Annotated in this window: 26 protein-coding genes; 16 read left to right on the top strand and 10 right to left on the bottom strand. The window is 46.2% G+C overall.

The window, feature by feature from the left end:
• Positions 1-299: 299 nt before the first annotated feature.
• Positions 300-1424: a cyclic dehypoxanthinyl futalosine synthase gene (gene mqnC, locus QFZ51_RS03560; protein ID WP_370908909.1), complete on the bottom strand. Its 1125-nt coding sequence runs from the start codon at positions 1422-1424 to the stop codon at positions 300-302.
• Positions 1425-1587: 163 nt separating this feature from the next.
• On the opposite strand from mqnC, the gene QFZ51_RS03555 reads away from it, so the two are divergent.
• From QFZ51_RS03555 to QFZ51_RS03525, 7 genes are all read left to right on the top strand, one after another.
• Positions 1588-2790 carry an aspartyl protease family protein gene (locus QFZ51_RS03555; RefSeq protein WP_429043215.1) on the top strand — a complete coding sequence of 401 codons (1203 nt, stop codon included), beginning with the start codon at positions 1588-1590 and terminating at the stop codon, positions 2788-2790.
• A gap of 13 nt (positions 2791-2803) precedes the next feature.
• The gene (locus tag QFZ51_RS03550; protein ID WP_429043213.1) at positions 2804-3721 is read left to right on the top strand and encodes an aspartyl protease family protein; all 918 of its coding nucleotides are present in this window, start codon (positions 2804-2806) and stop codon (positions 3719-3721) included.
• Positions 3722-3790: 69 nt separating this feature from the next.
• A complete protein-coding gene (locus QFZ51_RS03545) occupies positions 3791-5029 on the top strand; it encodes a M16 family metallopeptidase (protein WP_429043211.1) in 1239 nt (412 codons plus the stop codon).
• 43 nt (positions 5030-5072) lie between these two features.
• Positions 5073-6353, top strand: a complete 1281-nt coding sequence (locus QFZ51_RS03540) for a M16 family metallopeptidase (RefSeq protein ID WP_370908905.1) — start codon at positions 5073-5075, stop codon at positions 6351-6353.
• Positions 6354-6479: 126 nt separating this feature from the next.
• Positions 6480-7286, top strand: a complete 807-nt coding sequence (locus QFZ51_RS03535; protein WP_429043207.1) for a class I SAM-dependent methyltransferase — start codon at positions 6480-6482, stop codon at positions 7284-7286.
• Between the two features lies 1 nt (position 7287).
• Positions 7288-7689, top strand: coding sequence for a lysozyme inhibitor LprI family protein (locus QFZ51_RS03530; RefSeq protein WP_429043205.1), 402 nt, complete (start codon positions 7288-7290; stop codon positions 7687-7689).
• Positions 7690-7770: 81 nt separating this feature from the next.
• Positions 7771-8172, top strand: coding sequence for a lysozyme inhibitor LprI family protein (locus tag QFZ51_RS03525; RefSeq protein ID WP_429043203.1), 402 nt, complete (start codon positions 7771-7773; stop codon positions 8170-8172).
• A 45-nt stretch (positions 8173-8217) separates the two neighbouring features.
• Here the strand turns inward: QFZ51_RS03525 and QFZ51_RS03520 are convergent, their stop codons facing one another.
• A complete protein-coding gene (locus QFZ51_RS03520; RefSeq protein ID WP_429043200.1) occupies positions 8218-9357 on the bottom strand; it encodes a formimidoylglutamase in 1140 nt (379 codons plus the stop codon).
• Positions 9358-9476: 119 nt separating this feature from the next.
• Positions 9477-9725: a hypothetical protein gene (locus QFZ51_RS03515; protein ID WP_079471515.1), complete on the bottom strand. Its 249-nt coding sequence runs from the start codon at positions 9723-9725 to the stop codon at positions 9477-9479.
• Positions 9726-10090: 365 nt separating this feature from the next.
• On the opposite strand from QFZ51_RS03515, the gene QFZ51_RS03510 reads away from it, so the two are divergent.
• Positions 10091-11185, top strand: coding sequence for a glycosyltransferase (locus QFZ51_RS03510; RefSeq protein WP_429043196.1), 1095 nt, complete (start codon positions 10091-10093; stop codon positions 11183-11185).
• A 70-nt stretch (positions 11186-11255) separates the two neighbouring features.
• Here the strand turns inward: QFZ51_RS03510 and QFZ51_RS03505 are convergent, their stop codons facing one another.
• Complete coding sequence (locus QFZ51_RS03505) at positions 11256-11585, bottom strand: arsenate reductase family protein (RefSeq protein ID WP_429043194.1); 330 nt, start codon at positions 11583-11585, stop codon at positions 11256-11258.
• A gap of 99 nt (positions 11586-11684) precedes the next feature.
• On the opposite strand from QFZ51_RS03505, the gene polA reads away from it, so the two are divergent.
• The 3 genes from polA (at position 11685) to QFZ51_RS03490 (ending at position 16442) form a co-directional block, all read left to right on the top strand.
• Positions 11685-14498: a DNA polymerase I gene (gene polA, locus QFZ51_RS03500; protein ID WP_429043192.1), complete on the top strand. Its 2814-nt coding sequence runs from the start codon at positions 11685-11687 to the stop codon at positions 14496-14498.
• A 146-nt stretch (positions 14499-14644) separates the two neighbouring features.
• On the top strand, positions 14645-15169 hold the full coding sequence (locus tag QFZ51_RS03495; protein WP_370908897.1) for a GNAT family N-acetyltransferase: 525 nt from the start codon (positions 14645-14647) through the stop codon (positions 15167-15169).
• Between the two features lie 127 nt (positions 15170-15296).
• Positions 15297-16442, top strand: coding sequence for an aminopeptidase C (locus tag QFZ51_RS03490; RefSeq protein ID WP_429043189.1), 1146 nt, complete (start codon positions 15297-15299; stop codon positions 16440-16442).
• 281 nt (positions 16443-16723) lie between these two features.
• On the opposite strand, the gene QFZ51_RS03485 is transcribed toward QFZ51_RS03490, so the two are convergent.
• Positions 16724-17089 carry a hypothetical protein gene (locus QFZ51_RS03485; protein ID WP_429043186.1) on the bottom strand — a complete coding sequence of 122 codons (366 nt, stop codon included), beginning with the start codon at positions 17087-17089 and terminating at the stop codon, positions 16724-16726.
• Between the two features lie 3 nt (positions 17090-17092).
• Entirely contained in the window at positions 17093-17710 is a 618-nt protein-coding gene (locus tag QFZ51_RS03480; RefSeq protein WP_370908894.1) for an L-threonylcarbamoyladenylate synthase, read from the bottom strand.
• Positions 17711-17785: 75 nt separating this feature from the next.
• Here QFZ51_RS03480 and mtgA point away from each other — a divergent pair, with 75 nt between their 5' ends.
• Positions 17786-18502, top strand: a complete 717-nt coding sequence (gene mtgA / locus QFZ51_RS03475; RefSeq protein WP_429043183.1) for a monofunctional biosynthetic peptidoglycan transglycosylase — start codon at positions 17786-17788, stop codon at positions 18500-18502.
• On the opposite strand, the gene QFZ51_RS03470 is transcribed toward mtgA, so the two are convergent.
• The 4 genes from QFZ51_RS03470 to QFZ51_RS03455 all read right to left on the bottom strand — a co-directional run bounded on the left by QFZ51_RS03470 (position 18503) and on the right by QFZ51_RS03455 (position 22134).
• Positions 18503-19027, bottom strand: coding sequence for an AAA family ATPase (locus QFZ51_RS03470; protein WP_429043180.1), 525 nt, complete (start codon positions 19025-19027; stop codon positions 18503-18505). It lies immediately after the preceding gene.
• Positions 19024-19647 carry a nicotinamide riboside transporter PnuC gene (gene pnuC / locus QFZ51_RS03465; RefSeq protein WP_429043177.1) on the bottom strand — a complete coding sequence of 208 codons (624 nt, stop codon included), beginning with the start codon at positions 19645-19647 and terminating at the stop codon, positions 19024-19026. The genes QFZ51_RS03470 and pnuC overlap by 4 nt, the downstream gene beginning before the upstream one ends.
• A gap of 70 nt (positions 19648-19717) precedes the next feature.
• Complete coding sequence (locus QFZ51_RS03460) at positions 19718-21415, bottom strand: PNGase F N-terminal domain-containing protein (protein WP_429043175.1); 1698 nt, start codon at positions 21413-21415, stop codon at positions 19718-19720.
• Between the two features lie 122 nt (positions 21416-21537).
• Positions 21538-22134 carry a NifU family protein gene (locus QFZ51_RS03455; protein ID WP_370908889.1) on the bottom strand — a complete coding sequence of 199 codons (597 nt, stop codon included), beginning with the start codon at positions 22132-22134 and terminating at the stop codon, positions 21538-21540.
• Positions 22135-22288: 154 nt separating this feature from the next.
• Here QFZ51_RS03455 and QFZ51_RS03450 point away from each other — a divergent pair, with 154 nt between their 5' ends.
• The 4 genes from QFZ51_RS03450 (at position 22289) to QFZ51_RS03435 (ending at position 26850) form a co-directional block, all read left to right on the top strand.
• Positions 22289-22804, top strand: coding sequence for a ferritin (locus QFZ51_RS03450; protein WP_429043172.1), 516 nt, complete (start codon positions 22289-22291; stop codon positions 22802-22804).
• 47 nt (positions 22805-22851) lie between these two features.
• Positions 22852-23304 carry a methylglyoxal synthase gene (locus QFZ51_RS03445; RefSeq protein WP_429043170.1) on the top strand — a complete coding sequence of 151 codons (453 nt, stop codon included), beginning with the start codon at positions 22852-22854 and terminating at the stop codon, positions 23302-23304.
• A gap of 47 nt (positions 23305-23351) precedes the next feature.
• On the top strand, positions 23352-25220 hold the full coding sequence (locus QFZ51_RS03440; RefSeq protein WP_429043167.1) for a mechanosensitive ion channel family protein: 1869 nt from the start codon (positions 23352-23354) through the stop codon (positions 25218-25220).
• An 88-nt stretch (positions 25221-25308) separates the two neighbouring features.
• Complete coding sequence (locus QFZ51_RS03435) at positions 25309-26850, top strand: family 10 glycosylhydrolase (RefSeq protein ID WP_429043165.1); 1542 nt, start codon at positions 25309-25311, stop codon at positions 26848-26850.
• Position 26851 lies beyond the last annotated feature (1 nt).

Below are 26851 nucleotides of genomic sequence, written 5' to 3'. Positions count from 1 at the left end.
TCCTGGCATCAAGTCCACGTCACCTCCACATCACCTCCGTGTTAACTGCATGTATTAAGCATGTACTAAGCATATAATAAGCATATAATAAGTATAAACGACGCATTTCACCGTCTATCTTTAAGCAATCTTTATTCACCCCCTTGTTATCCTCCACCAATCTCCTCAAATCACAAAAATCTAATCAGTAAAATCAGCATAATCAGTGTCAAAGACAACCTCCGCTAAATTCTCCCCGAATCTCCAAAAGCTAATCAGCAAAATCAGCGTAATCAGTGTCCAAGACAACCTCCGCTGCATTAGTAGTTGATCACCTGCTCTTCGATAGCAGCAGGCAGCTCTCTGAATTTGTACAGTTGCGTACGTAACTGCGGTTCAAAACCAGCTTCGCGGATCGCCTCCTGCATAGACAGGTAGGTAAAGCGATGCGGGGCGCCGGCAGCGCTTACCACGTTTTCCTCGATCATGATAGAGCCAAAATCGTTGGCGCCGGCGTGCAGGCAAAGTTGCGCCACCTGTTTACCTACGGTTAACCAGGATGCCTGGATATTTTTAATATTCGGCAGCATGATGCGGCTCATGGCGATCATGCGGATATATTCTTCCGAGGTAGTCATGTTGTGTACGCCACGGATCCTTGCCAGCAGGGTATCCACATCCTGGAAAGTCCAGGGAATAAACGCGGTAAAGCCATAGTGTCCTTCCGGCTTTTCGCTTTGTACCTGCCGGATATCCACCAGGTGCTCAAAACGTTCCAGCACGGTTTCCACGTGACCAAACATCATGGTTGCCGAAGAGGCAATGTTCAGCTTGTGTGCCGCACGCATTACATCCAACCACTCCTGTGCACCGCACTTTCCTTTGGAGATAAGGCGGCGTACGCGGTCGTTCAGTATTTCAGCACCGGCGCCGGGAAGACTGTCCATACCCGCTTCCTGCAGGGCACGGAGCACTTCTATATGGGTGCTTTTTTCCAGTTTGGTGATATGTGCAACTTCGGGGGGCCCGAGGGTATGTAATTTTAATGCAGGATATAATTGTTTTAGTTCCCTGAAGAGATTTACGTAGAAGCTGAGACCCAGTTCCGGGTGGTGCCCGCCTTGTAACAGCAGCTGATCGCCGCCATACTTAAGGGTTTCCTCGATCTTCTTTTTGTACTCTTCAATTGGCGTAATATAGGCCTCTTTATGGCCGGGAATGCGGTAAAAGTTACAAAACTTGCAGTTGGCCGTGCATACATTGGTGGTATTTACGTTCCTGTCGATCTGCCAGGTTACCTTTCCATGCGGAACCTGTTGCTTGCGTAACTCGTTGGCTATTTCCATCAATTCTGCCAGCGGGGCATTTTCAAACAGGTAAACGCCCTCTGCTGCTGTCAGAAACTCAAAGTTCTGCGCCTTTTTGTATAAATCCTGAAGTTCCATGTGCTATATTTCTAACCCTGAATAACTTTGACAAAGGTAGTATTTAGGCAATTAACCGCCTGTAATAAAAATATTTTATACGAACACTATTTAATGTTAAATTTATAGGTATACACATCCCCTGCATCAACCAAGTATGCTTAGACCAATTCTGTTACACGTTATGCTGCTTCTGGCAGCCGCCGGTATATCGATGAGCACCCAAGCCGGAAATGCCACGCCTGAAAACGATAGTACTCGCGAAGCCATGCTGCTCACGCGCTTCCACTTCAAACAATATTACGGGGGAGTAGTAGTCATCCAGGCACTGGTCAGCAATTATCCGGACACGCTTCAGTTCATTCTCGACACCGGCAGCGCAGGCATTTCACTTGATACCACCACCTGCCTCAGGCTGGGAATAAGCATGGAACCTTCCGACCGGATCATAAAAGGGCTGGGCAGTTCCAAACCGGTATCCTTTGCACGGCGTCACTCACTGAAACTCCCGGGATTAAAGGTAGACAGCCTTGATTTCCACATTAACGATTATGAACTGATCAGCCAGGTGTACGGTATACAGGTAGATGGCATCATCGGGTATAGCTTACTGAGCCGGTATATTGTTACAATAGATTACGATACAGAAGAAATTATTATTTATTCCAAAGGAAAATATACTTATCCCCGGGGAGGTCAACTGCTACGTCCTTCTCTCACGCAGATCCCGTTGATATCTGCTCCGCTGAAGAACGCTGTGCGCACCATCACCAACCGCTATTATTTCGATACCGGCGCCGGTATGTGCCTGTTGCTGTCATCCCAGTTTGTAAACGACAGCAGCGTATTACAAGGCAAAAAACGCCGCACCAAAAAGATCATACAAACAGAAGCACAGGGCCTGGGAGGGAAGATGACCATGTCGCTCACTACGGTAAATGAATTCCGCATCGGCAACTATAGTTTCCGGAATGTGCCCACTTATGTGTTTGACGATAAAAGCAACGTTACCGCTTATCCTTTTCTTGGCGGAATGATAGGGAACGATTTGCTTCGCCGTTTCAATATCACCCTCAACTACAGCAAAAAGGAAATATACATGCTGCCTAACACGCATTTCCGTGATATGTTCGACTATTCTTACACCGGTTTGATCATCTACCTGATCGACGGAAAGGTAGAAGTAACCGATATTATCAAGGGATCACCTGCGGAAAAAGCCGGCTTCCGGACAGGCGATATTATCATGGGCATCAATAATAACCTGGGCCCAAATCTTCAGCTGTTCCGCGAATTACTGAAAAACATCGGCACACGCGCTACCTGCCTGGTGAGCCGGGATAAAGAACTCCTCATTAAAAAATTGCCAATAAAAAGTATTCTTTGACGTTATTTGTGTCATGTGGCGCTTTTTATTGACAGTAACCATCATATTCAGCTATGCCCTAATGCCTGCCCATGCCCAGCGCAGAGGCTCGTCAGCAGCAGCAACAGATAACAGCAAACCGGTAGCCGTCATTCCTTTTGAACTGGTAAACCGCCAGTTGATCATTCCCGTTACCGTTTCCGGTAGTACGGATACCCTGCATTTTATTTTCGACAGCGGAGCAGAAGTAACGGTAATGAATCTCGCTACTGCCGCTAAACTACAGCTGAGAAATGCCGGCAATGCCTTTTTAACCGGCACCAACAATGCGATGGCCAAAACAGAACTGGCTACACTAAATGCCCTTTATCTCAAAGAACTCCGGTTACCCTATGTGAAAGTATACCTGGAAAACCTCAGTACCCTGGGGCCGGTGGACGGCATCATAGGAATCGCTTTGCTAAAGCTATACATCGTTAAAATAGACTACCGGGCCAAACAACTCGTACTGTACAAGGCCGGCAAAACCCCCACCGGCAATACCGGCAGGCTGCTGCATTTTCAGCTTAATTTCAGCACCCCGGTTATTGACGCCTCCATCCAGCTGCCCGATGGTCGCCGGTTACCCGGCCACTATCACATCACCACCGGCGGCGACTACGGCATCCTTTTTAACTGGCCCTATGTAGATAAATACAAACTCAATACCCTGCTCCCCACCATCAATACAGACCGCGTACAGGATATGCTGAAGGTATTGTACTACATCAATAGTTCGGTGCCCTCACTGGAAATGGGCGGCCGCAGTATCCCCAACGTGCCGGTGAGCTACAGCAAGGATATAGACGACCTCGGCGTATTTACAGAAGTAGCCGGCTCTATTGGTTATGATATCTGGAAGGACTACACGCTTACCATTAATTACGACAAGAAGGAACTGTACCTGGAGTAGCTTTTTGCCGCTTTGAGCTGAAAGCTTACCGTAATTCCCTATTTTTACCGTATTGACCAATAAAAAGATATGATCCATTATAATAAGTTTACGCTGGCAAACGGACTGAGGGTAATTGTTCACGAAGACCATACGACGCCGATGGCGGTAATAAATGTGCTGTATGATGTGGGAGCGAGAGATGAAAATCCGGCACAAACGGGCTTCGCCCACCTGTTTGAACACCTGATGTTTGGTGGGTCCATCAATATTCCCTCATACGATGAGCCGTTACAAATGGCCGGTGGCGAAAATAATGCATACACCACCAGCGATCTGACCAACTACTACATTCAGCTTCCGGCAGAAAATATTGAAACCGGTTTCTGGCTGGAAAGTGACCGCATGCTCTCCCTGGCCTTTGATGAAAAAAGCCTGGATGTGCAACGCAAAGTTGTATCGGAAGAGTTTAAAGAACATTATATCAATAAACCTTATGGAGATGTATGGCACAAAATGCGCGAGCTGTCGTACACTACCCATCCCTATCGCTGGATGACCATCGGTAAAGAATTATCACATATTGAGAATGCTAAACTGGAAGATGTAAAAGCATTTTTCTTTAAGTACTACCGCCCGGTAAACGCGATCCTCTCTGTAGGCGGCAACGTTACCGTGGAGCAGGTGAAAGCGCTCGCAGAAAAATGGTTCGGCGATATCCCTTCCGGCGAAAAGTATTATCGCAACCTGCCGGTTGAACCCGCCCAAACAGCAGCACATAAACTGGAAGTAAAAGCCAATGTACCTCTGGATGCACTGTATAAATGCTACCACATGTACGCCCGCACCGACAAACGTTACTATGCAGCGGATCTCATCTCCGACATCCTTGGTGGTGGCAGCTCCTCCCGCCTGAACCAGGTACTGGTAAAAGAAAAAAAGCTATTCAGCAATATTGAATGCTATCATTTTGGCAGCCTCGATGCCGGCTTACTAACCATAGAAGGTAAACTGGTAAAAGGAGTAAAAATGAAAGATGCAGAAAAAGCTATTCAGCAGGAATTGGAAAAACTGCAACAGGAAGTCATCTCAGAAAGAGAACTGCAAAAAGTAAAAAACCGCGTGGAAAGCTTGCTGGCCTTTGAAGACATGAGCTTACTCAACCGTGCCAATAACCTGGCATTTTACGAACTGCTGGGCGATGCCGCACTGATGAACCACGAATTTGAAAATTATGAAGTGGTAACCGCAGCAGAAATACATGAGGAAGCGAAACTGCTTTTTGATGAGAAGAATTCAAATACCATTTACTATTACGCTGCAAATTAGTGCAGTGGCTTGTTTTCGGCCCTCACCCTTTAAATAAGACACGATGAACAGAACGATTGCCCCTCCCATTAAAGATGCGGTGGATTTCGATATAAAACTGAAGCCATATGAACAGTTCACCCTGGACAATGGCATCCCGGTATACGTAATGAAATCTGACGAACAGGAAACATTACAGCTGGAGCTGGTATTTCCTGCAGGCAGCTGGTATGAAAGCGAAAGCCTGGAAGCTACAGCTACCAACTTTCTCATGAAAAACGGTACCAGCAAACATACGTCGCAACAAATCAATGAAAACATCGACTATCACGGCGCTTACCTGAACCGTAATGCATACCATGAAAATGCAACCTATACGCTTCACTGCCTCACCAAGCACACGGAAGTACTGCTGCCCATGCTGCAGGAAGTGATCCTGGACCCAATATTCCCGGAAGAAGAACTGAACCTGTATAAGCAGAACCAGAAACAAAAGCTGGCAGTAAACCTGCTTAAATGCGATTTTGTAGGCAACCGTTTCATTGATAAATACCTGTTCGGGGAGTTCCATCCGTATGGCCGCGTAAGCTCCATGATGGCATATGATGCATTGCAATCTGAAGGACTGCAGGCGTTCTATAAAAAGCATTATACTTACAACAACTGTAAGATCTTTGTGGCTGGTAACCTGCCCGCCAACATGATCCCGTTGCTGAACCAATATTTTGGCACCACCCAATGGAACGGGGATACTCACCTGGTTAAACTCGATCTGCCAATACAGCCGGCAGAAGAGAAAAAATTCAGGATCTTTAATGACGAAAATGGGGTACAGGGCGCCGTGCGTGTGGCCCGTCATTTCCCGAACCGTTACCATCCCGATTTCCCGAAGATGCTGGTGTTAAACACCATCTTTGGCGGTTACTTTGGTTCCCGCCTGATGAGCAACATCCGGGAAGAAAAAGGGTATACCTACGGCATTTATTCACAGCTGTATAACTTCCGTCAAACCAGTGCCCTGAATATTCAAACAGAGGCCGGCCGCGATGTTTGCGAAGCTACCATCGATGAAATTTACAAGGAACTGCTCCGCCTGCAGAACGAACCGGTGCCCAAAGAGGAATTGGACCTCGTTCGCAACTATATGATCGGTTCCATCCTCGGCGACCTGGATGGCGCTTTCCAGCTGATCCAACGCTGGAAAAACCTCATCCTGAACGACCTGGACGAGAATTACTTCTATAATAACATCAAAACTATTAAAACCATTACCGCGGAAGAATTGCAGCAGCTGGCAAAACAATATTTCACGCCAGGCGATTTTTATGAGCTGGTAGTGATTTAAAAAGAAATATCCCGCTAAAAAATAAAAGGTTTCCATTAACGGAAACCTTTTATTTTTGGATAACCTGTATTATCCCTTCCACCAGGAATCAAAGAACTTTTAAGGTACCCTTTAAATACTATGGTCATGGACCCATTGCCTGATTATCTTTCAACAAACAAAGAGCTCTGGAATAAACGTACAGGCGTTCACGTTAAGTCTGATTTTTATGACCTGCCCGGCTTCCTCGGTGGAAAAAATTCACTGAAAGAGATAGAATTGCGGTTACTTGAAACGGTACAGGAAAAGGAGATCCTTCATCTGCAATGCCACTTCGGACAAGATACCTTATCTCTTGCCAGGATGGGCGCCACGGTAACAGGAGTGGACCTTTCCGATGCAGCCATTACTTTGGCAAACGAACTCGCTATTAAATCCGGATTGGAGAAAAAAGCCCGCTTCATTTGCTGCGACCTTTATAGCACACCCCATCACCTGGAAGGCGCTTTCGACATCGTATTCACCTCTTACGGTACTATTGGCTGGCTGCCAGACCTCGACAAATGGGCCGCTGTAGTAAATCATTTTCTGAAGCCCGGCGGGTCATTCGTGATGGCGGATTTTCATCCTGTTATATGGATGTTTGACGACAACATTAAAGAGATCATCTACAGTTATTTTAACACCCAAACCATTGTGGAAGAAACAACCGGAACTTATACCGATGGCGGCAGCGGCATCCGGCATACTTCCTATTCCTGGAACCATCCGCTGAGTGAAATAGTTACGGCATTAACCGCGCAGGGATTGCAGTTGCAGGTATTCCAGGAATTTGATTATTCTCCCTATAACTGTTTCAGTAACACAATTGAAAAAGATGGCCGTTTCTATATCCGGGGAATGGAAGAAAAACTGCCAATGGTATATGCTTTTAAATTCTTCAAACCTTTATAACATGAAATCTCTTATTCTTTTTCTTTTATTGATTACAGGCAGCATGGCCGCCTTTTCACAGTCACAGTCAGAAATGAATAAACAAGCCGGCCAGGAATATAAGGAGGCCGACAAGAAGCTGAATGATATTTACCAGCTGATCCTGAAAGACTATGCAGCCAACAAAGCATTCATTAAAAACCTGAAAGACGCGCAGCGGCTCTGGATACAATTCCGCGATGCGCAGGTACAGGCAATGTACCCCGCTGCAGCCAAAAGCTATGGCAGCGCATTTCCCATGTGCCGCGCCGGTTACCTCACCGAACTGACGAATCAGCGTACCGAATCCCTGAGAGTCTGGCTGAACGGGCTGCCACAGGGAGATATCTGTACCGGCTCTATCGGTGATAAACTGGGCAATTAATAAGCTCCCTGGTTGAGAAGGATTACTGATACTAGTATATTATTAAATATAATTTGTATATTTGATGATCACACAGTCCCTATGCGAAACCTGATCATCCTTCTCGCGGTATTCCTGTGCACGAAAGCGTATTCCCAATCACAACAAACAGCGCTGGACACACTTGAAAACCGCTACCAGCAATGCCTTGGCAACAGCCACAACATGTACAACTGTGCTGTTACCTACTATAAACAACTGGATAGTTTACTGAATACCACCCTCCGGCATCTCTATTCCAGCCTGAATACCGGGCGGCAGCAAAAGCTCCAGGTAGAACAGCTGGCGTGGGAAACAAAGAAAGAAGAATATTTTAGGAAGATAGATGAGCGGGTAGAAAAGATGCATAAACGCACGATGGAAGGATTGGATGATGAAATGATTTCTACCGATCATAAAGCAGCTTTCATCAAAGAGAGATTAACTACCCTTCTCAATATTTAGTGTTTTCCCCGTACAGGGAACATTCCTGTACGGAGAAAACAACGGTCAGAGTCTTTCCTGGTGACGCAACCAGCGTTCCGGCATTTCATTGTTGCTGGCCATCAGGTAGTCGTTATACGCACACGGCACAAATTCCCGGTCGGGGAGCTGCATCCACCAGCGGCCTGTTTTCTTGCTCTTCAGAAAAACTGTTTCTATATCGGAGAAGGCTATATGAAATTCCCAGAAAGCATCGCGGTCGTCCAGCAGGGCTTCTTTATTTTTCACGGCGCGTCCGTCCATAAAGTACCACATCATCTGGGAAATTTGCCGGGCGGTGAGATGTTCTTTATCTTTTTCGGGGCGGTAGCCGTAAATACCAAAAGAGGAGAGGCGGCTGCTCATGCCGGCGTATCTGGCCAGGGAACAGGCTTCTTCACCGCTGAATCCATTTGGTGAAAGCTGGTTAGCCGGTGCATCGGTGTGCCGGATGATATTGATATCAAGACTGAACAGGTCTGAATGGCGCAGTACCGGTTCCGCTTCTTCCATGTTTTCACGGATGCGGCCAAGACGGTAGCAGTCGAAGCGAAGTTTATCCAGCGTTTCTAACATCCGCGGATGTACAAAATAACTCTGGAAACCGATATGATTGTAGTGGCGCAGGTAGTTGGGTTGCTCCGTGAGTATGTCCATTAAAAAGCGTTCGCTGCGGATACTGGAGTCTTCTTTCAGGTCTATCAGCGCATCAGCAACAGTGGCTTCAATAATTAATTGCTGCGCCGCATAGGCCTTATATTGCGGGTAGGTAAGATCGTGTGAACCGCCCAGGATGATGACGGTTTTATTAGCGGCTAATAATTCAGCAACAACAGTTTTCATGGCTGCATATGCGTCGGCAAGAAATGCACCTGGCAACAAATTGCCAACATCTGCGAGTTTAATATCGCGGTGCCAGTTGTACAAGCGGAAAAATTCGCGGCGGATGGCATCAGGACCGTGTGTATCCGTTTTGCCGGATGCACTGCCTCTTTCTTCTCCTACACCCAGCAGAATAATATCTGCTGCGTCTATATCCGGATGATGGTCATCTTCGTATGCGTCAATTACACCGCCCACCTGGAATGGATCGTATTCCTGGTCATCGTTTAAAAATGCCTTTGAAACAGGATGTAGGAAATCCTGCAGATGCGAAAAATCTGCCATCAGTAAATTGCGTTTATTTGATGGCAAACGTACAACAAGAATTTAAAAAAAAGCAAAACCAGGCAGATAAGGGCAGCGGGTCAAAGCTACTATAACGGGAATTTGTAGAGGTAAGGCTACTAGTTCTTGTGAATAATAAATTCGAAAGGCTTATGCGACTTACGTGAAATTGCTTTTTCCAGCACGGTTCGTTTGCTGGTAATCCGGCTTTTGTTACAATCCATAACTTCCATAACTGCACAGAGATAATCCATCGTCTCAATCAACGAAAGCATTTCGCTGATTTGTCTCACCGCAGATTGAATCTGCTGTTCCGTGTACCTATCTTCATGTAGCAGGATTAATAAATCTCTATCTACAGGTTTCATGAATAAAAAATTTGACTGTTCCCCGAAATATTGTTTGGCCAGGTATCAAAGGATAGTTCAAAAAGATAAGGCAAAAATTGTTTAGTTGTCAGTCGTTGTCAAAGTCGTCGTTGCTATCAAACAGATCGTCGTATTAGTGCATTCTTTTTTTATTCATGGTAGGACAACCGCAATCGTTTTTCTTAAAAACTTTACACCCTTCCATCACCAGGCATCCGCAAAGAAAAAAGACTACGATCCATTTTATACTTTTCATACTGCTAATTATATACTGGCTATTTTTGAATACCTTCCTGAAGTGTTTACCTTTTCTTAACAATGCCCTTTTGTAATTTAAGCTAAATTCGTAAAAAATTTTAAAATATTTGTCCACAATTATTTCGTCCCGAAAAATTTTAATCGTTCCCCTGGATTGGGGCCTTGGACACGCCACCCGGGATATTCCGCTCATCCGTGAAATGCTAAACGCAGGTTGTCAGGTTTTTATTGCGGCTGAAGGCAAACACGCGGCCCTGTTACAGCAGGAATTCCCGCAACTGACCATACTTCCGCTCCCCGGCTACCGTATCCAATATGCACAAAAAGGACAGTTTTTTGGACTGAAAATCATTCAGCAAATACCTAAAATTTTCCGTGCGGTAAACTATGAACAACGATGGCTGAAGAAGATAGTCGCTGAGTATCAAATCAATGCAGTTATTTCAGACAACCGTTTCGGTTTATATCATAAAAATATCCCCACTGTTTTCATTACCCACCAACTGCTGATTAAAACACCTTTTGGCGGTTGGATAGAGCGGACCCTGCAAAAAATAAATTATCGTTTCATTAACAAATACAGCGCCTGCTGGATTCCCGATTATCCCGGCAGTAACAATCTCTCCGGCGAACTGGCGCATCCCGGCCAATTACCTGCGCATACCACTTATATCGGTTGTCTTAGCCGGTTTGAGCAAAAACCGGGCGTGGAAAAAAAGTACGATCTGCTGGTGCTGATTTCCGGGCCGGAGCCACAACGCACCAACCTGGAAAAACTGATCCTGGACCAGATCAAATCCTTGTCCATCACCGCACTGATCGTAAGCGGAAAACCCGGCATCCCGCAACATGAACAGGTGGCCCCCGGTGTTACACAAATTAATCACCTCAACGCCAGCGAATTAAACGATGCCATGCTGGCATCAGATATGGTATTAAGCCGCTCCGGGTATACCACCCTCATGGATCTGGCCAAATTGAATAAAAAAGCAATTCTTATCCCTACACCCGGACAATCAGAGCAGGTATACCTGGGTGAATACCTGATGGAGAAAGGGTACTTCTATTCGCTTCCGCAGGAACGTTTTCACCTGAAAACGGCACTGGACGAAGCAGCCCGCTTCCCCTTCCGGTCTTTTCACCATGAACAGGATATGAACCAGTACAAACAGGTCGTACAACAGTTCGTACAATCCCTCTGAGATTATTAAAAAAGGGATGGCTGAATTCAGCCGTCCCTTTTTTCTTCAGTATCCATAAAATGTTCTCCTGCTAAATATTTTTCACCTCCGCACCGGTATAGATCTTTCCGCCGGTAATAGCCACCGGGCGTTTCAGAAAAGAATACTCCTGTAATATCAGGCTGCGGTAATCATCTTCCGTTAAATTCTTTTCATGCAGTCCCATCGGCCTGTACTGCTGCGATCTGCGGCTGAATAAAGATTCATAATTGCCGGAAAGCGCCTTCATTTCATCCAGCTGCGCCGGCGTGATCTTATCTTTCTTGATGTCCTGCAAAATAAATCCGCGCTCCTTTGCCTTCGTTTCTTCCAGGATTTTCTTACAGGTTCCGCAGGTCGACAAATGATAAATTTTATTCATTCTTTTTTGATTTTTTTTATTTGTAAAGTTACATCCTCACCGTATATGGTAGTACTATCTTAATTTTGCAGATTCAAATTAAATCTTGTAGGTTTAGCAATGGAAAAGAAATTATTTTTACTGGACGCCATGGCACTGATTTACAGGGCTTATTACGCCCTGATCAGGAATCCCCGCATCACCAGTGCGGGTCGAAATACCAATGCGCAGTTTGGTTTTACCACTACTTTACTGGACCTCATTAATAAAGAAAAGCCTACTCACATAGCCGTTGCGTTTGACACGCACGCGCCTACCGAGCGTCATACCACTTATACTGACTATAAAGCCAACCGGGAAGATGCCCCGGAAGACCTGCTGGATGCATTACCGGATATCAAGCGGATCATTGAAGGCTTCAATATTCCCGTAGTAGAGCTGGATGGCTATGAAGCGGACGACGTAATAGGTACACTCGCATGGCAGGCCGCAGATGCAGGCTACACCGTTTATATGGTAACCCCGGATAAAGATTACGGGCAACTGGTCCGTGATAATATCTTTATCTACAAGCCCCCATACATGGGCAACAAGGAAGAAATCATGGGGCCCAAGGAAGTGTGTGAAAAATGGCAGATCAAAGATGTACACCAGGTGATTGATATCCTCGGCCTTATGGGTGATGCAGTGGACAATATCCCCGGTATTGCAGGCATCGGTGAAAAAACAGCGATGAAATTACTGGCACAATATCACACCCTTGAAAATGTGCTGGATAACGCCGATACCATTGGCGGTAAAATGGGAGAGAAAATCAAAGCCGGTCGTGAAAATGCCCTGCTGTCCAAAGAACTGGCGACTATCATCACAAATGTTCCGGTTACCTTCCATGAAGAAGATTTCTGTATCAAAGATTGCGATAAAGGAAAGCTCACCGACATTTTCATGGAGCTGGAATTTAAAACACTTGGTAAAAGAATACTGGGAGATGGTTTTGCCGGCAGCGCCAGTGTGGAAGCTAAAGCGCGGGTGGTACAAACAGATCTCTTCGGCACTGTTGTTACAGAAGAAGTAACCGTCACCACAGAAACAGTGGAAACCGGCAACATCCTGCTGGCAGATAAAAATATTCACAACACCCCGCATGAATACGAGGTAATTGATACCCTGGAAAAAAGAACGGCCCTGCTGCAGCAATTACTGCAACAGTCAGAAGTGTCTTTTGATACCGAAACAACCGGCACCGACGCCAATGATGCGGAAATTGTAGGTATGAGCTTTTCCTTTAAAAAAGGTTCGGCGTATTACATTCCCATGCCGGCAGACAACACTGCTGCCCGTGCCATCATTCATGAATTTACACCGCTGTTCCAGCACCCCTCCATTGTACTCATCGGGCAGAATATCAAGTATGATATGCTGATCCTGAAATGGTACGGCATGGAAATTACCACCACCCTGTTTGACACCATGCTGGCCCACTACCTGATTGAGCCGGAAGGCCGCAGGAGCATGGATGTGCTGAGCGCGCAATACCTTCAGTATGAGCCGGTTTCCATAGAATCCCTGATTGGCAAAAAAGGAAAAGGACAGGGCAGCATGCGGGATGTGGAAATAGAAAAGATCAAAGAATATGCTGCGGAAGATGCCGACATAACATTGCAGCTGAAAGAAAGATTTGCGCCGCTGTTGCCCGAAAAGGCTGTGGACAAAGTATTCTACGATATTGAAAACCCACTCGTGAAAGTTCTTGCCGACATGGAGTACGAAGGCATTGCCCTCGATACTACAGCGCTGGCAGACTATTCAAAGGAGCTGGAAATAGAAATCAAACGGGCAGAAGAAAGTGTGTACGAACAGGCAGGCGTTCGTTTCAAACTGGCGTCGCCCAAGCAATTGGGAGAAGTGTTGTTTGAAAAATTACAACTGGACCCGAAAGCAAAGAAAACACGTACCGGCCAGTATGCCACCGGTGAAGATGTCCTTCAAAAGCTTTCCAGCAAACATAAAATAGTAGAGGATATCCTTATTTTCAGAGAGCTTAGTAAACTGAAATCCACTTACGTAGATTCGTTGCCGTTATTGCTGAATAGACGTACCAACCGGATACACACCTCCTATAACCAGGCAGTGGCAGTAACCGGCCGTTTAAGCTCCAATAACCCCAACCTTCAGAACATCCCAATTCGTACAGACAGGGGTCGCGAAATAAGGAAGGCCTTCATTCCGCGCAACGAGGAATTTGTGTTGCTGTCTGCCGATTATTCGCAGATTGAGCTGCGCATTATTGCCGCCATCAGCGAAGACAAAGAAATGATGGCCGCGTTTCAGCAGGGAATAGACATCCACGCGGCTACGGCAGCAAAAGTGTATAACGTTCCCCTGGAAGAAGTTACGTCCGATATGCGCCGCAATTCTAAAAGCGTAAACTTCGGCATCATCTATGGCGTAAGCGCCTTTGGTTTGTCGGAAAACCTGGGCATTCCGCGCAGTGAGGCCAAAATGCTGATTGATAACTATTTTGCACAGTATCCATCTATCAAAAAATATATGGATGACCAGATAAAATTTGCGTCAGAAAATGGTTATGTTCAAACCCTGCTGGGACGCAAACGCTGGTTAAAGGACATCAACTCCTCTAACGCGGTGGTACGTGGCTTTGCCGAAAGGAACGCCATTAACATGCCTATCCAGGGTACTGCTGCAGATATGATTAAACTGGCGATGATCGCTATACATAAAGCATTCAAAGAACGAAACCTCAAGTCCCGCATGCTGTTGCAGGTACATGATGAATTGGTTTTTGATGCGCACCGTTCTGAACTGGAGATTATTAAACCCCTTATATTAGATCTTATGCGTAACGCCTTACCGCTGTCGGTTCCGGTTGAAGCGGAAATGGGCACCGGTAATAACTGGCTGGAGGCGCACTAAATTCGGCTGTGGCAATTAGCTTTTAGCAGGTAACATCTGATTCGCGGGAATATTTCCCCGGCGGGATTGTTAAATGCTAAAAGCTAATGAATTAAATGCTAAAAGCCGCTATTGTTTTTCCCAAAACAGTTTACTAGTTTTCAAACATGATCCAAACACCTCGACTACAATTGTTGCCGTGCTCACTGGAGCATTTCGAATTGCTATTACAGGGCAACGATCACCTGGCCGACCTGCTTGGCATTTCTGTTCCGGAAGGTTGGACGGAGTATCCCGAAATGGTTCTGGTGGCGTATGATAAATTACGCAACGACCCCGCCATGCTTGGCTGGTTCTTTTACCTGGTGATTCACCGCGCCGATAAACGGCTGATTGGCGCCGGCGGCTTCAAAGGCAAGCCCAATGAAGATGGGCTTGTGGAAATGGGGTATGAAATAACAGCCGCCTACCGGGAAAAAGGATTGGGCACTGAAATGGCTGAAGGCCTTATCCGCTTTGCCTTCGGACATTCTTATGTGCACCGGGTCATTGCCCACACCGAAGAAGAATATAACGCCTCCGTTAAAATATTACAAAAAGCGGGGATGCGATTTGTAGGTACATTTAAAAATAAAGAAGGAGAAGACCTCTGGGAATGGGAAATCACCCGCAATCATTACCAGGAGAAATAACTGTAATTCACGTGAACAATCTTTAAAAGTAGCTGTAGCAAGCCCCGTTCATCCATCTTTTCGTCTGTCAAATACCCGCTTTCCCTTATTTTTGGTCCTTTGTTTTAAACCAATCATTGATATACTCATGAAGAAATGGATAATGTGTGCAGCCATGCTTTGCAGCGTAGGCGCATATGCACAAAGCAGTACCAACACAGAGGGAAGCCACTATCAGTTTACCGTTTTAAAGAACCTGGACGCAGGTGATGTGCAAAACCAGGGCCGTACCGGCACCTGCTGGTCTTTTTCCGGCCTGTCTTTCTTTGAATCAGAAATACTTCGCACCGGTAAAAATAAAGGACTGAACCTCAGTGAAATGTACGTGGTACGCAAAATGTATCCGCTGAAAGCCGCTAACTATGTACGCATGCATGGAAAAGCCAACTTCGGTGAAGGCGGCGGTTTCCCGGATGACCTGCTCTGCCTCCGTGAATATGGACTGGTGCCACAAACAGCCTACGATGGCAATAAAGGTAAAATGTACAACCACGCTGAAATGGAAAGCCTCCTGGAAGGTATGGTGAATAAAATAGGCAATGCACAGGGCACTATCAACCCCGACTGGTCAAAAGCTTTCGACGGCGTGTTGAATGCCTATATGGGCGACGCTCCGGAAAAATTCCAGTATAACGGTAAAACCTATACGCCGCAGACCTTCGCAAAAGAACTGGGCCTGAACGCCGATGATTACGTACTGATTTCTTCCTTCACACACCACCCGTACAATTCACAGTTTGTACTGGAAGTACCGGATAACTGGAACTGGGAAAAAGTATATAACGTAAACCTGAATGACTTTACCGCCATCGCTGAAAATGCTATCATGAACGGCTATTCCATTGCATGGGCCGCTGATGTAAGCGAAAAAGGATTCAATTTTAAAGACGGACTGGCTATCGTTCCTGAAAAAGACTGGACGGATATGACCGCCGAAGAAAGAAAAAATGCTTTCCTGGAACCAGGCAAAGAAAAAACAATCACCCCTGAAGTACGCCAACAGGCTTTCGATAACTTCGAAACACAGGATGATCACGGTATGCATATTGTAGGCCTGGTAAAAGATCAGAACGGAAACAAATACTTCCGCGTGAAAAACTCCTGGGGTACCGATAATCCGGGTCAGGGATATTTCTACGCTTCTGAGCCTTACTTTGCCTATAAAACCACCTGTTACATGGTAAACAAAAAAGCCTTACCGGCAGATGTTGCAAAGAAACTGGGGATTAAATAATTAGGGATCGCCTCCGGCGATTTTAAATTGTCTTGGAGCACTGATTACGCTGATTATACTGATTTGCTTGATTTGGTCATTTTTGATTTTAAAAGATTTGGGGAGATATAAGCGGATATATTCGCTTTTATCTCCCCAAAATATTTATCAGAATATCCGTTCAGTAGGCTTTTTCACCCTGGTTAATCATATTTCTCTTTTTAAAATATATTTGCCCTGGTCAACTAATAATTATTGACTTCGTCAATTATTATCTTCCAAAACAAATACAGTAAAAGAAATTAACGTTTTCCTTCCTGTTGCTGGGCGTAAGAATAGCTTCCTAAACGGAACTTGAGCGGCACGCCTGTTTGTTTTTGCCAAACCCATTCTTTCTTACAAAAAAAACCAAAGTGCTGCTGGTAATATGCATCGGCTGCAAGACGGTAAACCGGGGCAGCTACAGGAACCGGGGTCGGGAATTTCCGGGTGGAAGCGGAAAGCAGTGTTGCCGGTTTTAACAGGAATCCGGTAGTATCACACAACGTAAACGACAGTGGCTTCACTGCCACCGACAACACCGGGGCTGCCGGTTTCAATGTAAGCGTTTGCGCCCCGGCTATCATGCCGGGGAATAAACAAACCACACTTATCCACCATCGCTGCATATATCAGGATATTTCTTCAAAACTGCCAATGCCTTCACGGACCAACACCGGTTCTGCACCGGTACAATCCACAACGGTAGAAAAACCCATACCGCCGGGTCCTCCGTCTATTACAATATCTACCTGGTTGCCGAATTTCTCATAAATGATCTCCGGGTCCGTATATTCTTCCACGTAATCTTCTATCGGCAACGTAGTACTCATAATGGGATTGCCAAGTTCTTTTACAATAGTGCGGCAAATATTATTATCCGGTACCCTGATACCCACAGTGTCTTTCTTCGTTTTTAATAATTTGGGCACCATGCGGCTGGCAGGCAAAATAAAGGTGTACGGACCAGGCAATGCCTTTTTCAGCATACGGAAAATGGGCGTATCCACACTTTTCGCGTAGTCCGACAAATGACTCAGGTCGTAACAGATAAAGGAAAAGTTTGCTTTTTTCGGATCTATCTGTTTAATCCTCGCAATACGTTCTATGGCCTTGTGTTGGGTAATATCACAGCCTAAACCATAAACCGTATCAGTTGGATAAATAATAATTCCCCCGTCTTTTAAACATTCAATAATCGTTTTTAAATGACGGGGATTCGGGTTATCCGGGTGTACGTTTAATAGCATATATAAAGTTAACGATTGTGTTTCACTTTCAGGTTTTTAGCCTACCTTTCGTCCCGATTTTTCTAAACCTACGCAATGAATTTAAAAGGCATTGTTCCCAGAACGTGGAGGAGACTGAAGAGAGTAGTACTGGTTTTAATTGTTGCACAATTTTTATACATCCTCTTGCTGAAATGGGTGAACCCGCCTATTACCATTACAGAAATCTCCAGCTGGTTCAGCCTTTGGGGAACAGATAAAAAACTTCAGAAATCCTGGGTGAATTACGATGAAATATCCCAACACGCCAAACTGGCCGTGATAGCCAGCGAGGACCAGCTTTTTACAGATCATAATGGTTTCGACTTCAAATCCATCGAAAAGGCGATGAAGCACAACCAGCAAAGCAAAAAAATCAAAGGCGCCAGCACGATCAGTCAGCAGGTAGCAAAAAATGTTTTCCTCTGGCAGGGACGCAGCTGGTTCCGCAAAGGGCTGGAAGTATACTTCACTTTCATGATTGAAAAAATTTGGGGTAAGCAGCGTATCCTTGAAGTGTACCTGAATGTGGCAGAAATGGGAGAGGGCGTGTTTGGGGTGGAAGCGGCGGCCCAGGCCAACTATCAAAAAAGCGCCGCCAGCCTTAACAGGGAAGAAGCCGCTATGATTGCCGCCTGTTTACCTAACCCGCTTAAATATACCATTAATCCGCCTGCGCGGATCACGGCTTACCGGCAGCGTAAGATACTGGTGCAAATGCGTAACCTCTCGCCGGACCCTGATATTATGGAGTTGGTTACCGGCAGAAAATAATCAGGGCCGGTTAAGCAACTGCTGCACGGCAGCTATTGCCAGGGCTTCCCGCTCTTCATAAGTACCCCTGATATCTTCCCATTCAACACCGGAATTGCTGACGATTTCCCGGTAAATGTCATAAAAATAATGGCGCATTTCCGGGTCGGGATATTCCCGCTGCGGATCTTCTTCCCACGGCAAATCAACATAGGTGAGCAGGTACAAATCGCACTGCTGGCGGGCAATTTGCTGTAAAATCCGCGGATCACAGCGGCCGTATTTATGTTCGCTCCATACCTTAATTACATACAGGTCGGTGTCACAGATCAACACCCCATTGGCCTGCCGGGCCATATGCTGCTCCAGCGCTATCTGGCCGGCGGCAATTTCCAGCAGATCGGATTCTTCGTACGGCCGTTGGAGTTGATCAAGATACTCACGCGCATATTCCGGCGTCCATACGGTATTAAAATGTGCCGCCAGCTTTTCGCTGAGGGTGCTCTTCCCGGTAGATTCAGGTCCTATAACAACTACTTTCTTCATTTATGAGACATTTCTCTTTGCAACACTTCTTTTCTCCAGCTAAGATACCCGAATATGGCAATGGTAAATAAAAAGACGGTTAACCCGGCAGTAAGATACAAATGCTTATATATTAACAGCGGGATGGCTACCAGGTTGGAAATATTGAGGAATATCCAGTTTTCCAGTTTCCGCCTGGCCAGCAACCACATACCCGCGCAGGCAGTAGCGGATACAAAGGCATCCATCACCGGCACATTGGAATCGGAAAAACGGCTTAGCAGGAAATAAAAAATCCCCCAGCCGGCCAGTGCAATGAAAACCGCGGTGGTCAATTCTTTACTGGTACTGCGCATTACTGGCGTTGCCGGCTCCTCCGGGCCTTTTTTTGCCCAATAGATCCAGCCGTATACGCTCATCACCAGGTAATACGCGTTCAGCGCGGCATCGGCATATAGCTTGAAATGCTCTCTCGACAGGAGATAGGTATAAATACCCGTGCTCACGATGCCGGTAGGGTATACCAGTATGTTATTATTTTTTTGAAAGATGACCGACAAGACAGCAAAAAAAACAGCTACTGCTTCCAGCCAGGTCATCTGGTGAAGACCTTCTAATATGCCCTGGTATAAATCGTTCATAGTGCGAAAGTGGATAAATAATTCCGGATTATGACATCCGGGATACAGCAGATACAGCATCCCGGAAAAATTATTTTTTATCTCCGATCAGTGTACCTGATACGTTCCAGAAGCTCTGGCTGGTCCCTTCCGGCTTTCCCTGCGGAATAGCCACCTGTATGGTATGCTGTCCGGGAGTGATATCTGGCAGCGAGATGAACACCGGTGAAGTAAGCGTGCCCGGGCACCAGTTGGAACGGCTTAGATCAGAGGAGGAAAGCCCGTTGCCAAAGTTGCCGGATGCCGGGTTAGATAAACGATAGGTAGCACAATCTGTGCGCCACGGAATAAAATGATACACCCGTTTCCCATCTACAAAAATTTCATTCTGTTTAGGATTAAACTCATCGCCTCCGCCCCAGCCACCATGGCCGGTAGTCAGGAACCTTAACTGAATATTTTTAACCCCTTCCGGAATGGTGACGGTTACTTTCAGGGAGTCTTTATCAAACAGGGTAGCATACTCCTGCCCGGCCATTTCCATTAGGTTGGTGGTATTGAAAACCGGGTATATCCAGTTGGCTGACGGCCGGTTTTCATCTTCCGGATCGCCGGGGTAATATTTAAGACTAAGACTTACTTTATGCCCGCCTTTATCGTAATTGCCAATATATACGCCCAGCCACACATCGCCCTGAAGGCGGCTGTGCAGCTCTGTGATGTCTTGTTTGTAAATCACAGAGTCCGCCCAGTTGTAACCGGCAATCTTTACCTGATTGTTAAACTGCCGTACGCCGAATGGCGTAAAAAAGCGCAATACTTCCAGTGCCGGCAAATAATTATCAGTGGCCACCATGCCCTGGTATTGCTTGCCGTTTTTAGCCGTAAATAATGGTAACGTCCCAACGCCCTTTTGCAAACCATCCAGGAAAGAGATGGCTTTATCTGCGGGGATCATAAATACGGAACCGGTTCTGTCGTACGCATCCCCGTTGGAGTATTGCCTGAGTTCCGCAAATAATGTCTGGCCCTTCTTCACTGCCGGCAGGCTTACTTTTTTAAGGATCACGGTGCCACCCGCGAAATGATAGGTTTGGTTCAGTTGCTCACCGGGAGGGTTAGGCGTATTATTGCCCCAGCTGATCTGTTCCTGGTTAAACACGGGGAGGGTGGTATAGCGACTGTCTATTACCTGCCGTGTATACGCGGCATCGTTTACCAGGGTACCGGTATTGGATGGCCAGGCCAGTTCTTCAGCCGTTATTTTACGCCAGGTAATTTTCTTTGCAACCGTTTCGCTGTTGCCGTTACGTACCGTTTTAAGCACCAGGCCCAGGCCGGGCGCAATAGTAAGATTGGGAGTGCCTTTCAGCGGGAGATCATTGGTATACCATACTTCTATGGTATTGGAACGGATAAGCAGCTTTGCCTTTTTACATACATATCCGAGGATGGTAGCGGTATCCGGCAGTAACTCCGGGGTGGTATATCCAGAAAAGGCTTTTTTTAACGTATATACTTCCCCGTTGGGAAGACTTAACACCTGCAGGGTAGCCTGCTCCTGCAATTCCAGGAACTGCTCTTCTTTTTGTTTCCTGCCACCGCTAACAATGTGTGCACGGTGATGATCAATCATCAATTGCAGTTCGTTGCCGGGGATGGCTTTCCCATTGCTGCTGAAACCATAGGTAATAACAGCCGATGCGCTGTCCACGTTCTTCTTTTTTTGCGCCTGTACCGGTTGCAGGGCGAGGGCGATGCCGGTAACGATCAGTAGTAATTTTCTCATTGTAGCTGTTTGCTTGTGTTGTATAGGAGTAGCTGGCATTTATTTCCCGGTTAAACGCCAAAAAAAAGCACAGCCATAAAGACTGTGCTTTCGTTTAACACTATCATTCACTCAACTATGGCTTATTCTGCTTCTGCCACAACTTCCTTCACTTCAGGGATCATACGCTTCATCATGCCTTCAATGCCGGCTTTCAGTGTAATCATGGAGGAGGGGCAGCCTGAGCAGGAACCTTGCAACATCAGTGTAACCGTACCATTTTCATAGTCCTTGAACTGAATGGCGCCGCCATCCATTTCAACCGCAGGTTTCACATAGTTTTCAAGTAATTCCTTAATCCGTTTTACCACATCTGTATCGTCTGCACTCACTTCATTGCTCGCGGTAGATTTGGTAATAATCACCTCATCTTCGTTGATAACAGGACGGGAGTCTTCCAGGTATTCTTTCAGGAAGGCCTTAACAGTAGGAATTATATCGTTCCAGTCAGTTTCGCTGGTTTTTGTAAGCGTAATAAAGTTAGCCATAATAAATACGCCTCTGATGAAAGGGAAGCTAAACAGCTCTATGGCTAAAGGAGACGGTTTGGCACTGGCTTCATCCGGGAAATCAATGCTTTTGCCAGGGTACAGAAGCTTGTTTGCCACAAACTTCATGGTTTCCGGGTTTGGCGTCATCTCCGTATATATGCTGATGATTGGATTTCCTGTTTTAATCATTTTATCCTAATTTACTTATGCAAAGGTAGCATTTTTCAGGCAGATTTCCGGGATGCATCTAAATGTAGTCTATCGAAATTTACAATCCCGGTATAGTTCCCGGTGATATCCCCGTCACACCTCGATCTTCTTCATATTATACAAATTTTTCATTATGTTATTGAAAGAACTCTCTCCAAAAATTTATGACGCACTGAACCAGCAGGTGGAAATGGAAGCAGCCTCCTCCCAATATTACCTGGCAATGGCCTCCTGGTCAGAGGTGCAGGGGTACAATGGCGTGGCCCAGTTCCTGTACCGCCATTCCGATGAAGAAAGGGCCCACATGCTGAAGCTCCTGAAATTTATTAACGAAAGAGGTGGTCATGGCCTGGTTCCTGCATTAAAGCAGCCTACCGTGAAATTCAAAAGCATACATGCCATTTTTGAACAAGTGTTTAGTCATGAGTTGCTGGTTTCCAAAGAGATTAACAACCTCGTGGATTTGTGCCTCAGCGAAAAGGACTATGCCACTCACAATTTCCTGCAATGGTATGTGACCGAACAAATTGAAGAAGAACGCCTGGCCCGGCATATTCTTGATAAATTAAAACTGATCGGGGAAGACAAGGGCGGTCTTTACATTTTTGACCGCGACCTGGCTGTTCTGGACGGCAACGATAAACACTAACATTAGATTTAATTATTGCGCGTCACTTATTACTTTTGTGGTCACATATGCAAACATCAAAAGTTTTAAAAGCCCGCAAAAGAATTGCCCTCATCGCTCACGACCACAAAAAGGCGGAGTTAATTGAATGGGCCACTTATAATAAAACGGTACTGAGCCGCCATGAACTGTATGCAACCGGCACTACCGGTCTGCTGATAGAACAGGCGCTGGATGTATCTGTAAGAAAACTCCTGAGTGGCCCGCTGGGCGGCGATCAGCAAATTGGCGCCCTCGTGGCCACCGGGGAACTCGATGTAATCATTTTCTTCTGGGACCCAATGGAAGCCCTGCCTCATGACCCGGATATCAAAGCCCTGCTGCGCTTAGGTGTGGTGTGGAATATCCCGATGGCGAGCAACCGCGCATCTGCCGACTTCCTCCTCACATCCCCGCTCATGCACCGGGAATACGAAGCAAGTTTGCCGGACTACAGCCAGTATACAAAAAGGAAGATATAGGCGTTTTACTACCCGGATTTTCCGTACATTAAAGAAAAGCTCCGGGAATGAAAACTGCTTTTACCCTCTACTTTATTACCATTCTGACTGGTTTGGCTTTGCTGTGCAACGCACAAAATGATAGCAGCAAGGCCACCCGCGACTCCCTCACAAACTCACAACTGATCCTTACCACCCGCCTGCTCCGGGAAAACGATTCTCTCCAGAAAGCGGATGACGAACAGAAAAAACAGCTGCAGCAACAACTGCTGCTGATCAGTAACGACAACGACAACCGCAAAAAAGAACTGCAACAGAAACTCTCCGCTTTTGAACAGGCCGATTCCCTGAAAAAAGTAGCTGCCCGCCAGCGGATTATCCAGCTGAAAGCTACCAGCAAAGGCATTCCCGTAGTACCCTTCCGCCGTGATACCCTCTTCTATATTTATAACAAACTGGGACCACTGAACCCAAGCGACCGTGCAGCAAACATTGAACATAAACTGTCGCAGCTGGCCGACGATCCCTTTTTTATACCTGATTCAATTAAAGTTATACCCAACGAAAACAATATAGACGTTACCTATAATGAACTGGTGCTGCTAAGCGTAACAAATGACGACGCTCTTTGGCTGGACCAGGAAAAAGAGCCCGTTGCGCAAAAGTATGCCGCCGCTGTACGCAACGCGATATTACAGGAAAAGAAAGACAGCAGCCTGCAGAATGTCCTTGTCAGGATCGCCTGGCTATTACTGATCATCGTTATATTTTCCGCTATCGTATACGGCATCAACCGCTTGTTCAAACGGCTGCGAAAAAAGATCGTCCGTGAAAAAGACCGCTATTTCAAAGGCGTAAAAGTAAAAGATTACGCTTTGCTGAACCAGCAAAAGCAGATCGGTATTGTTTTTAACGCGTTGCGTATAGTAAGGATCGTGGCTATTCTTTTTGTCTTTTATATTACGCTGCCCTTTGTATTCAGCATCTTTCCATGGACAAAAGGCATCGCCGATAAACTGATCAACTGGACATTATCGCCCATCAAATCCATCCTGGTGGGCTTCCTGCATTATCTTCCCAAATTACTCACCATCATCGTAATTTACCTTATCACGCGGTACCTGGTAAAACTGGTGAACTATCTCTCGGAAGAAGTGGCCACCGGCAACCTCTCGCTCAAGGGTTTTTATGCCGATTGGGCAAGACCCACCGGAAGCGGGATCAAGTTCCTGCTGTACGCCTTTATGTTCGTTGTCATATTTCCTTATTTGCCCGGATCAGATTCAAAAATATTCCAGGGCGTTTCTGTTTTCCTCGGCATCTTGTTTTCATTGGGTTCTTCTTCCGCCATTTCCAATGTGATAGCGGGTTTTGTAATTACGTACATGCGCCCTTTTAAGATCGGAGACCGGGTAAAAATCGGGGAAATTACGGGAGATGTAATTGAAAAGAACCTGCTGGTAACCAGGCTGCGCACGATTAAGAACGAAGAAATTACGGTGCCCAACGCCAGCATATTAAGTGGCCATACCATTAACTTCACCACATCCAGCAAAGACCTTGGCCTCATCTTACATACTACCGTTACTATAGGCTATGAAGTGCCCTGGAAAAAAGTACATGAAATGCTGATCAAGGCTGCTATAGAAACAGACGGCGTTATGAAAGACAAACCGCCCTTTGTTTTACAAACCAGCCTGGATGATTTTGCCATCGCTTACGAAATCAATGTATATACCGATCATTCCCATAAAATGGCAGTCATCTATTCTGATCTGCACCGGCATATCATAGATGAGTTTAATGCTGCGGGTATTGAAATTATGTCGCCGCATTTCATTGCACACCGCGATGGAAATATGACCACGGTCCCAACAGAATATTTGCCGGAAGATTACCAGGCGCCTGCTACGAAGCTGAAGATGGAGAAAGATTAGTTCCCTATCTTCATAAGAATCACATATTTGTATCGGATCAGCCCTGCTTTTTGCTATTTTCGCATCTTACGGTTAAAAAGTCAGGCTGATGTTGAAGCAATTTATAGCAGGCGCAATACTATTGATTATCGGAATGCAGCAGGCATGGGCGCAATTGCCACCCAAACGCGAGCTAAGAGCGGTGTGGATTGCCACTGTGGAAAATATTGACTGGCCATCGCGGCGGGGCCTGAGTACAGAGCAGCAAAAGCAGGAATTCATTGCCATACTCGACCAGCAACAGCGAAATGGTATGAATGCGGTAGTGGTGCAGGTGCGCCCGGCTACCGACGCCTTTTATCCATCTCCATATGAGCCCTGGTCTGAATACCTCACGGGCGTGCAGGGGCAGGCGCCAAACCCGTACTATGATCCGTTACAGTTCATGGTGGAAGAAACGCATAAACGCGGCATGGAATTTCATGCCTGGTTTAACCCATACAGGGCTGTATTTAATACAAGCCGCAGCAGCGTGGCAGCCAATCATATTACCCGCCTGAAACCACAATGGTTCGTTGTTTACGACAATAAAAAATATTTTGATCCGGGCATTCCGGAAGTGCGCGAATATGTAACGATGGTTATCCGCGACGTGGTAAAACGCTACGATATCGACGCCGTACACTTCGATGATTATTTTTATCCTTACCGGGTTCCGGGAAAAGAATTCCCGGATAACAGCTCCTACCGCCTGTATGGCAACAATATGATGAAAGATGACTGGCGCCGCGCCAATACAGATGCCATCATAAAAATGCTGAGCGTAGCCATCAAAGCAGAAAAACCCTGGGTAAAGTTTGGTGTCAGTCCCTTTGGCGTTTGGCGTAACAAAGACAAAGACCAGGAAGGATCCTATACCAAAGGCGGTCAAACCAACTACGACGATCTGTTTGCCGATATCCTGAAATGGCTGAAAAACGGCTGGATCGATTATGTGGCGCCGCAGATCTATTGGGAGCGCGGACACCGGCTGGCCGACTACGAAATATTGCTGAACTGGTGGAGCCAACATGGCTATGGCCGCCACGTGTATATTGGCCACGGCGTGTACCGGATTGGCAGCAATGCGGCCTGGAAAAATCCAAATGAATTACCGGCACAAATAGAAGAAGCGAGAACACTGAACACTATCCAGGGCAGTATTTTTTACAGTGCGGCCTCTTTCCGCGGCAACCCGCTGGGCATTGAAGATGCGTTGCGTACCCGTCTTTATAAGTACCATGCATTACGGCCTATTATGCCGTGGCTGCCAAAGGAAACACCCGAAGCGCCTTACTTTATTGATGCCTTTGAACGGCCGGGAGGACTGGAAATACACTGGGCAGATGATGATACCAGCGGCCACACCAAACAGTATGTCCTGTACCGGTTTGAGCAAAACGAAGCGATTAACGTCAGCGACCCTACGAAAATTATCAGTATCCTGTCGCAGTCGTCCGATCCTGAATTTAAGGACCTCACTTATGTGAAAGGGAAGCTGTATACCTACATCGTCACCGCGCTCGACAGATTACAGAATGAGAGTCATATCAGCGAGCCACTGCGTATGCGGCAGTTAAATGGAAAAGTACAATTCCTTTTCGAGCCATAGC

Origin of the sequence: Chitinophaga sp. W3I9, from assembly GCF_050434025.1 — a bacterium.
In the GTDB taxonomy this organism is placed as follows: Bacteria; Bacteroidota; Bacteroidia; order Chitinophagales; family Chitinophagaceae; genus Chitinophaga.
Note: the sequence above shows the minus strand (reverse complement) of the source record. Positions and strands in the feature narration are given on the sequence as shown.

Coding starts and splice junctions, on each gene's coding strand:
- mqnC (WP_370908909.1), bottom strand. CDS start 1,424: ATGGAACTTCAGGATTTATACAAAAAGGCGCAGAACTTTGAGTTTCTG.
- QFZ51_RS03555 (WP_429043215.1), top strand. CDS start 1,588: ATGCTGCTTCTGGCAGCCGCCGGTATATCGATGAGCACCCAAGCCGGA.
- QFZ51_RS03550 (WP_429043213.1), top strand. CDS start 2,804: ATGTGGCGCTTTTTATTGACAGTAACCATCATATTCAGCTATGCCCTA.
- QFZ51_RS03545 (WP_429043211.1), top strand. CDS start 3,791: ATGATCCATTATAATAAGTTTACGCTGGCAAACGGACTGAGGGTAATT.
- QFZ51_RS03540 (WP_370908905.1), top strand. CDS start 5,073: ATGAACAGAACGATTGCCCCTCCCATTAAAGATGCGGTGGATTTCGAT.
- QFZ51_RS03535 (WP_429043207.1), top strand. CDS start 6,480: ATGGACCCATTGCCTGATTATCTTTCAACAAACAAAGAGCTCTGGAAT.
- QFZ51_RS03530 (WP_429043205.1), top strand. CDS start 7,288: ATGAAATCTCTTATTCTTTTTCTTTTATTGATTACAGGCAGCATGGCC.
- QFZ51_RS03525 (WP_429043203.1), top strand. CDS start 7,771: ATGCGAAACCTGATCATCCTTCTCGCGGTATTCCTGTGCACGAAAGCG.
- QFZ51_RS03520 (WP_429043200.1), bottom strand. CDS start 9,357: ATGGCAGATTTTTCGCATCTGCAGGATTTCCTACATCCTGTTTCAAAG.
- QFZ51_RS03515 (WP_079471515.1), bottom strand. CDS start 9,725: ATGAAACCTGTAGATAGAGATTTATTAATCCTGCTACATGAAGATAGG.
- QFZ51_RS03505 (WP_429043194.1), bottom strand. CDS start 11,585: ATGAATAAAATTTATCATTTGTCGACCTGCGGAACCTGTAAGAAAATC.
- polA (WP_429043192.1), top strand. CDS start 11,685: ATGGAAAAGAAATTATTTTTACTGGACGCCATGGCACTGATTTACAGG.
- QFZ51_RS03495 (WP_370908897.1), top strand. CDS start 14,645: ATGATCCAAACACCTCGACTACAATTGTTGCCGTGCTCACTGGAGCAT.
- QFZ51_RS03490 (WP_429043189.1), top strand. CDS start 15,297: ATGAAGAAATGGATAATGTGTGCAGCCATGCTTTGCAGCGTAGGCGCA.
- QFZ51_RS03485 (WP_429043186.1), bottom strand. CDS start 17,089: ATGCAGCGATGGTGGATAAGTGTGGTTTGTTTATTCCCCGGCATGATA.
- QFZ51_RS03480 (WP_370908894.1), bottom strand. CDS start 17,710: ATGCTATTAAACGTACACCCGGATAACCCGAATCCCCGTCATTTAAAA.
- mtgA (WP_429043183.1), top strand. CDS start 17,786: ATGAATTTAAAAGGCATTGTTCCCAGAACGTGGAGGAGACTGAAGAGA.
- QFZ51_RS03470 (WP_429043180.1), bottom strand. CDS start 19,027: ATGAAGAAAGTAGTTGTTATAGGACCTGAATCTACCGGGAAGAGCACC.
- pnuC (WP_429043177.1), bottom strand. CDS start 19,647: ATGAACGATTTATACCAGGGCATATTAGAAGGTCTTCACCAGATGACC.
- QFZ51_RS03460 (WP_429043175.1), bottom strand. CDS start 21,415: ATGAGAAAATTACTACTGATCGTTACCGGCATCGCCCTCGCCCTGCAA.
- QFZ51_RS03455 (WP_370908889.1), bottom strand. CDS start 22,134: ATGATTAAAACAGGAAATCCAATCATCAGCATATATACGGAGATGACG.
- QFZ51_RS03450 (WP_429043172.1), top strand. CDS start 22,289: ATGTTATTGAAAGAACTCTCTCCAAAAATTTATGACGCACTGAACCAG.
- QFZ51_RS03445 (WP_429043170.1), top strand. CDS start 22,852: ATGCAAACATCAAAAGTTTTAAAAGCCCGCAAAAGAATTGCCCTCATC.
- QFZ51_RS03440 (WP_429043167.1), top strand. CDS start 23,352: ATGAAAACTGCTTTTACCCTCTACTTTATTACCATTCTGACTGGTTTG.
- QFZ51_RS03435 (WP_429043165.1), top strand. CDS start 25,309: ATGTTGAAGCAATTTATAGCAGGCGCAATACTATTGATTATCGGAATG.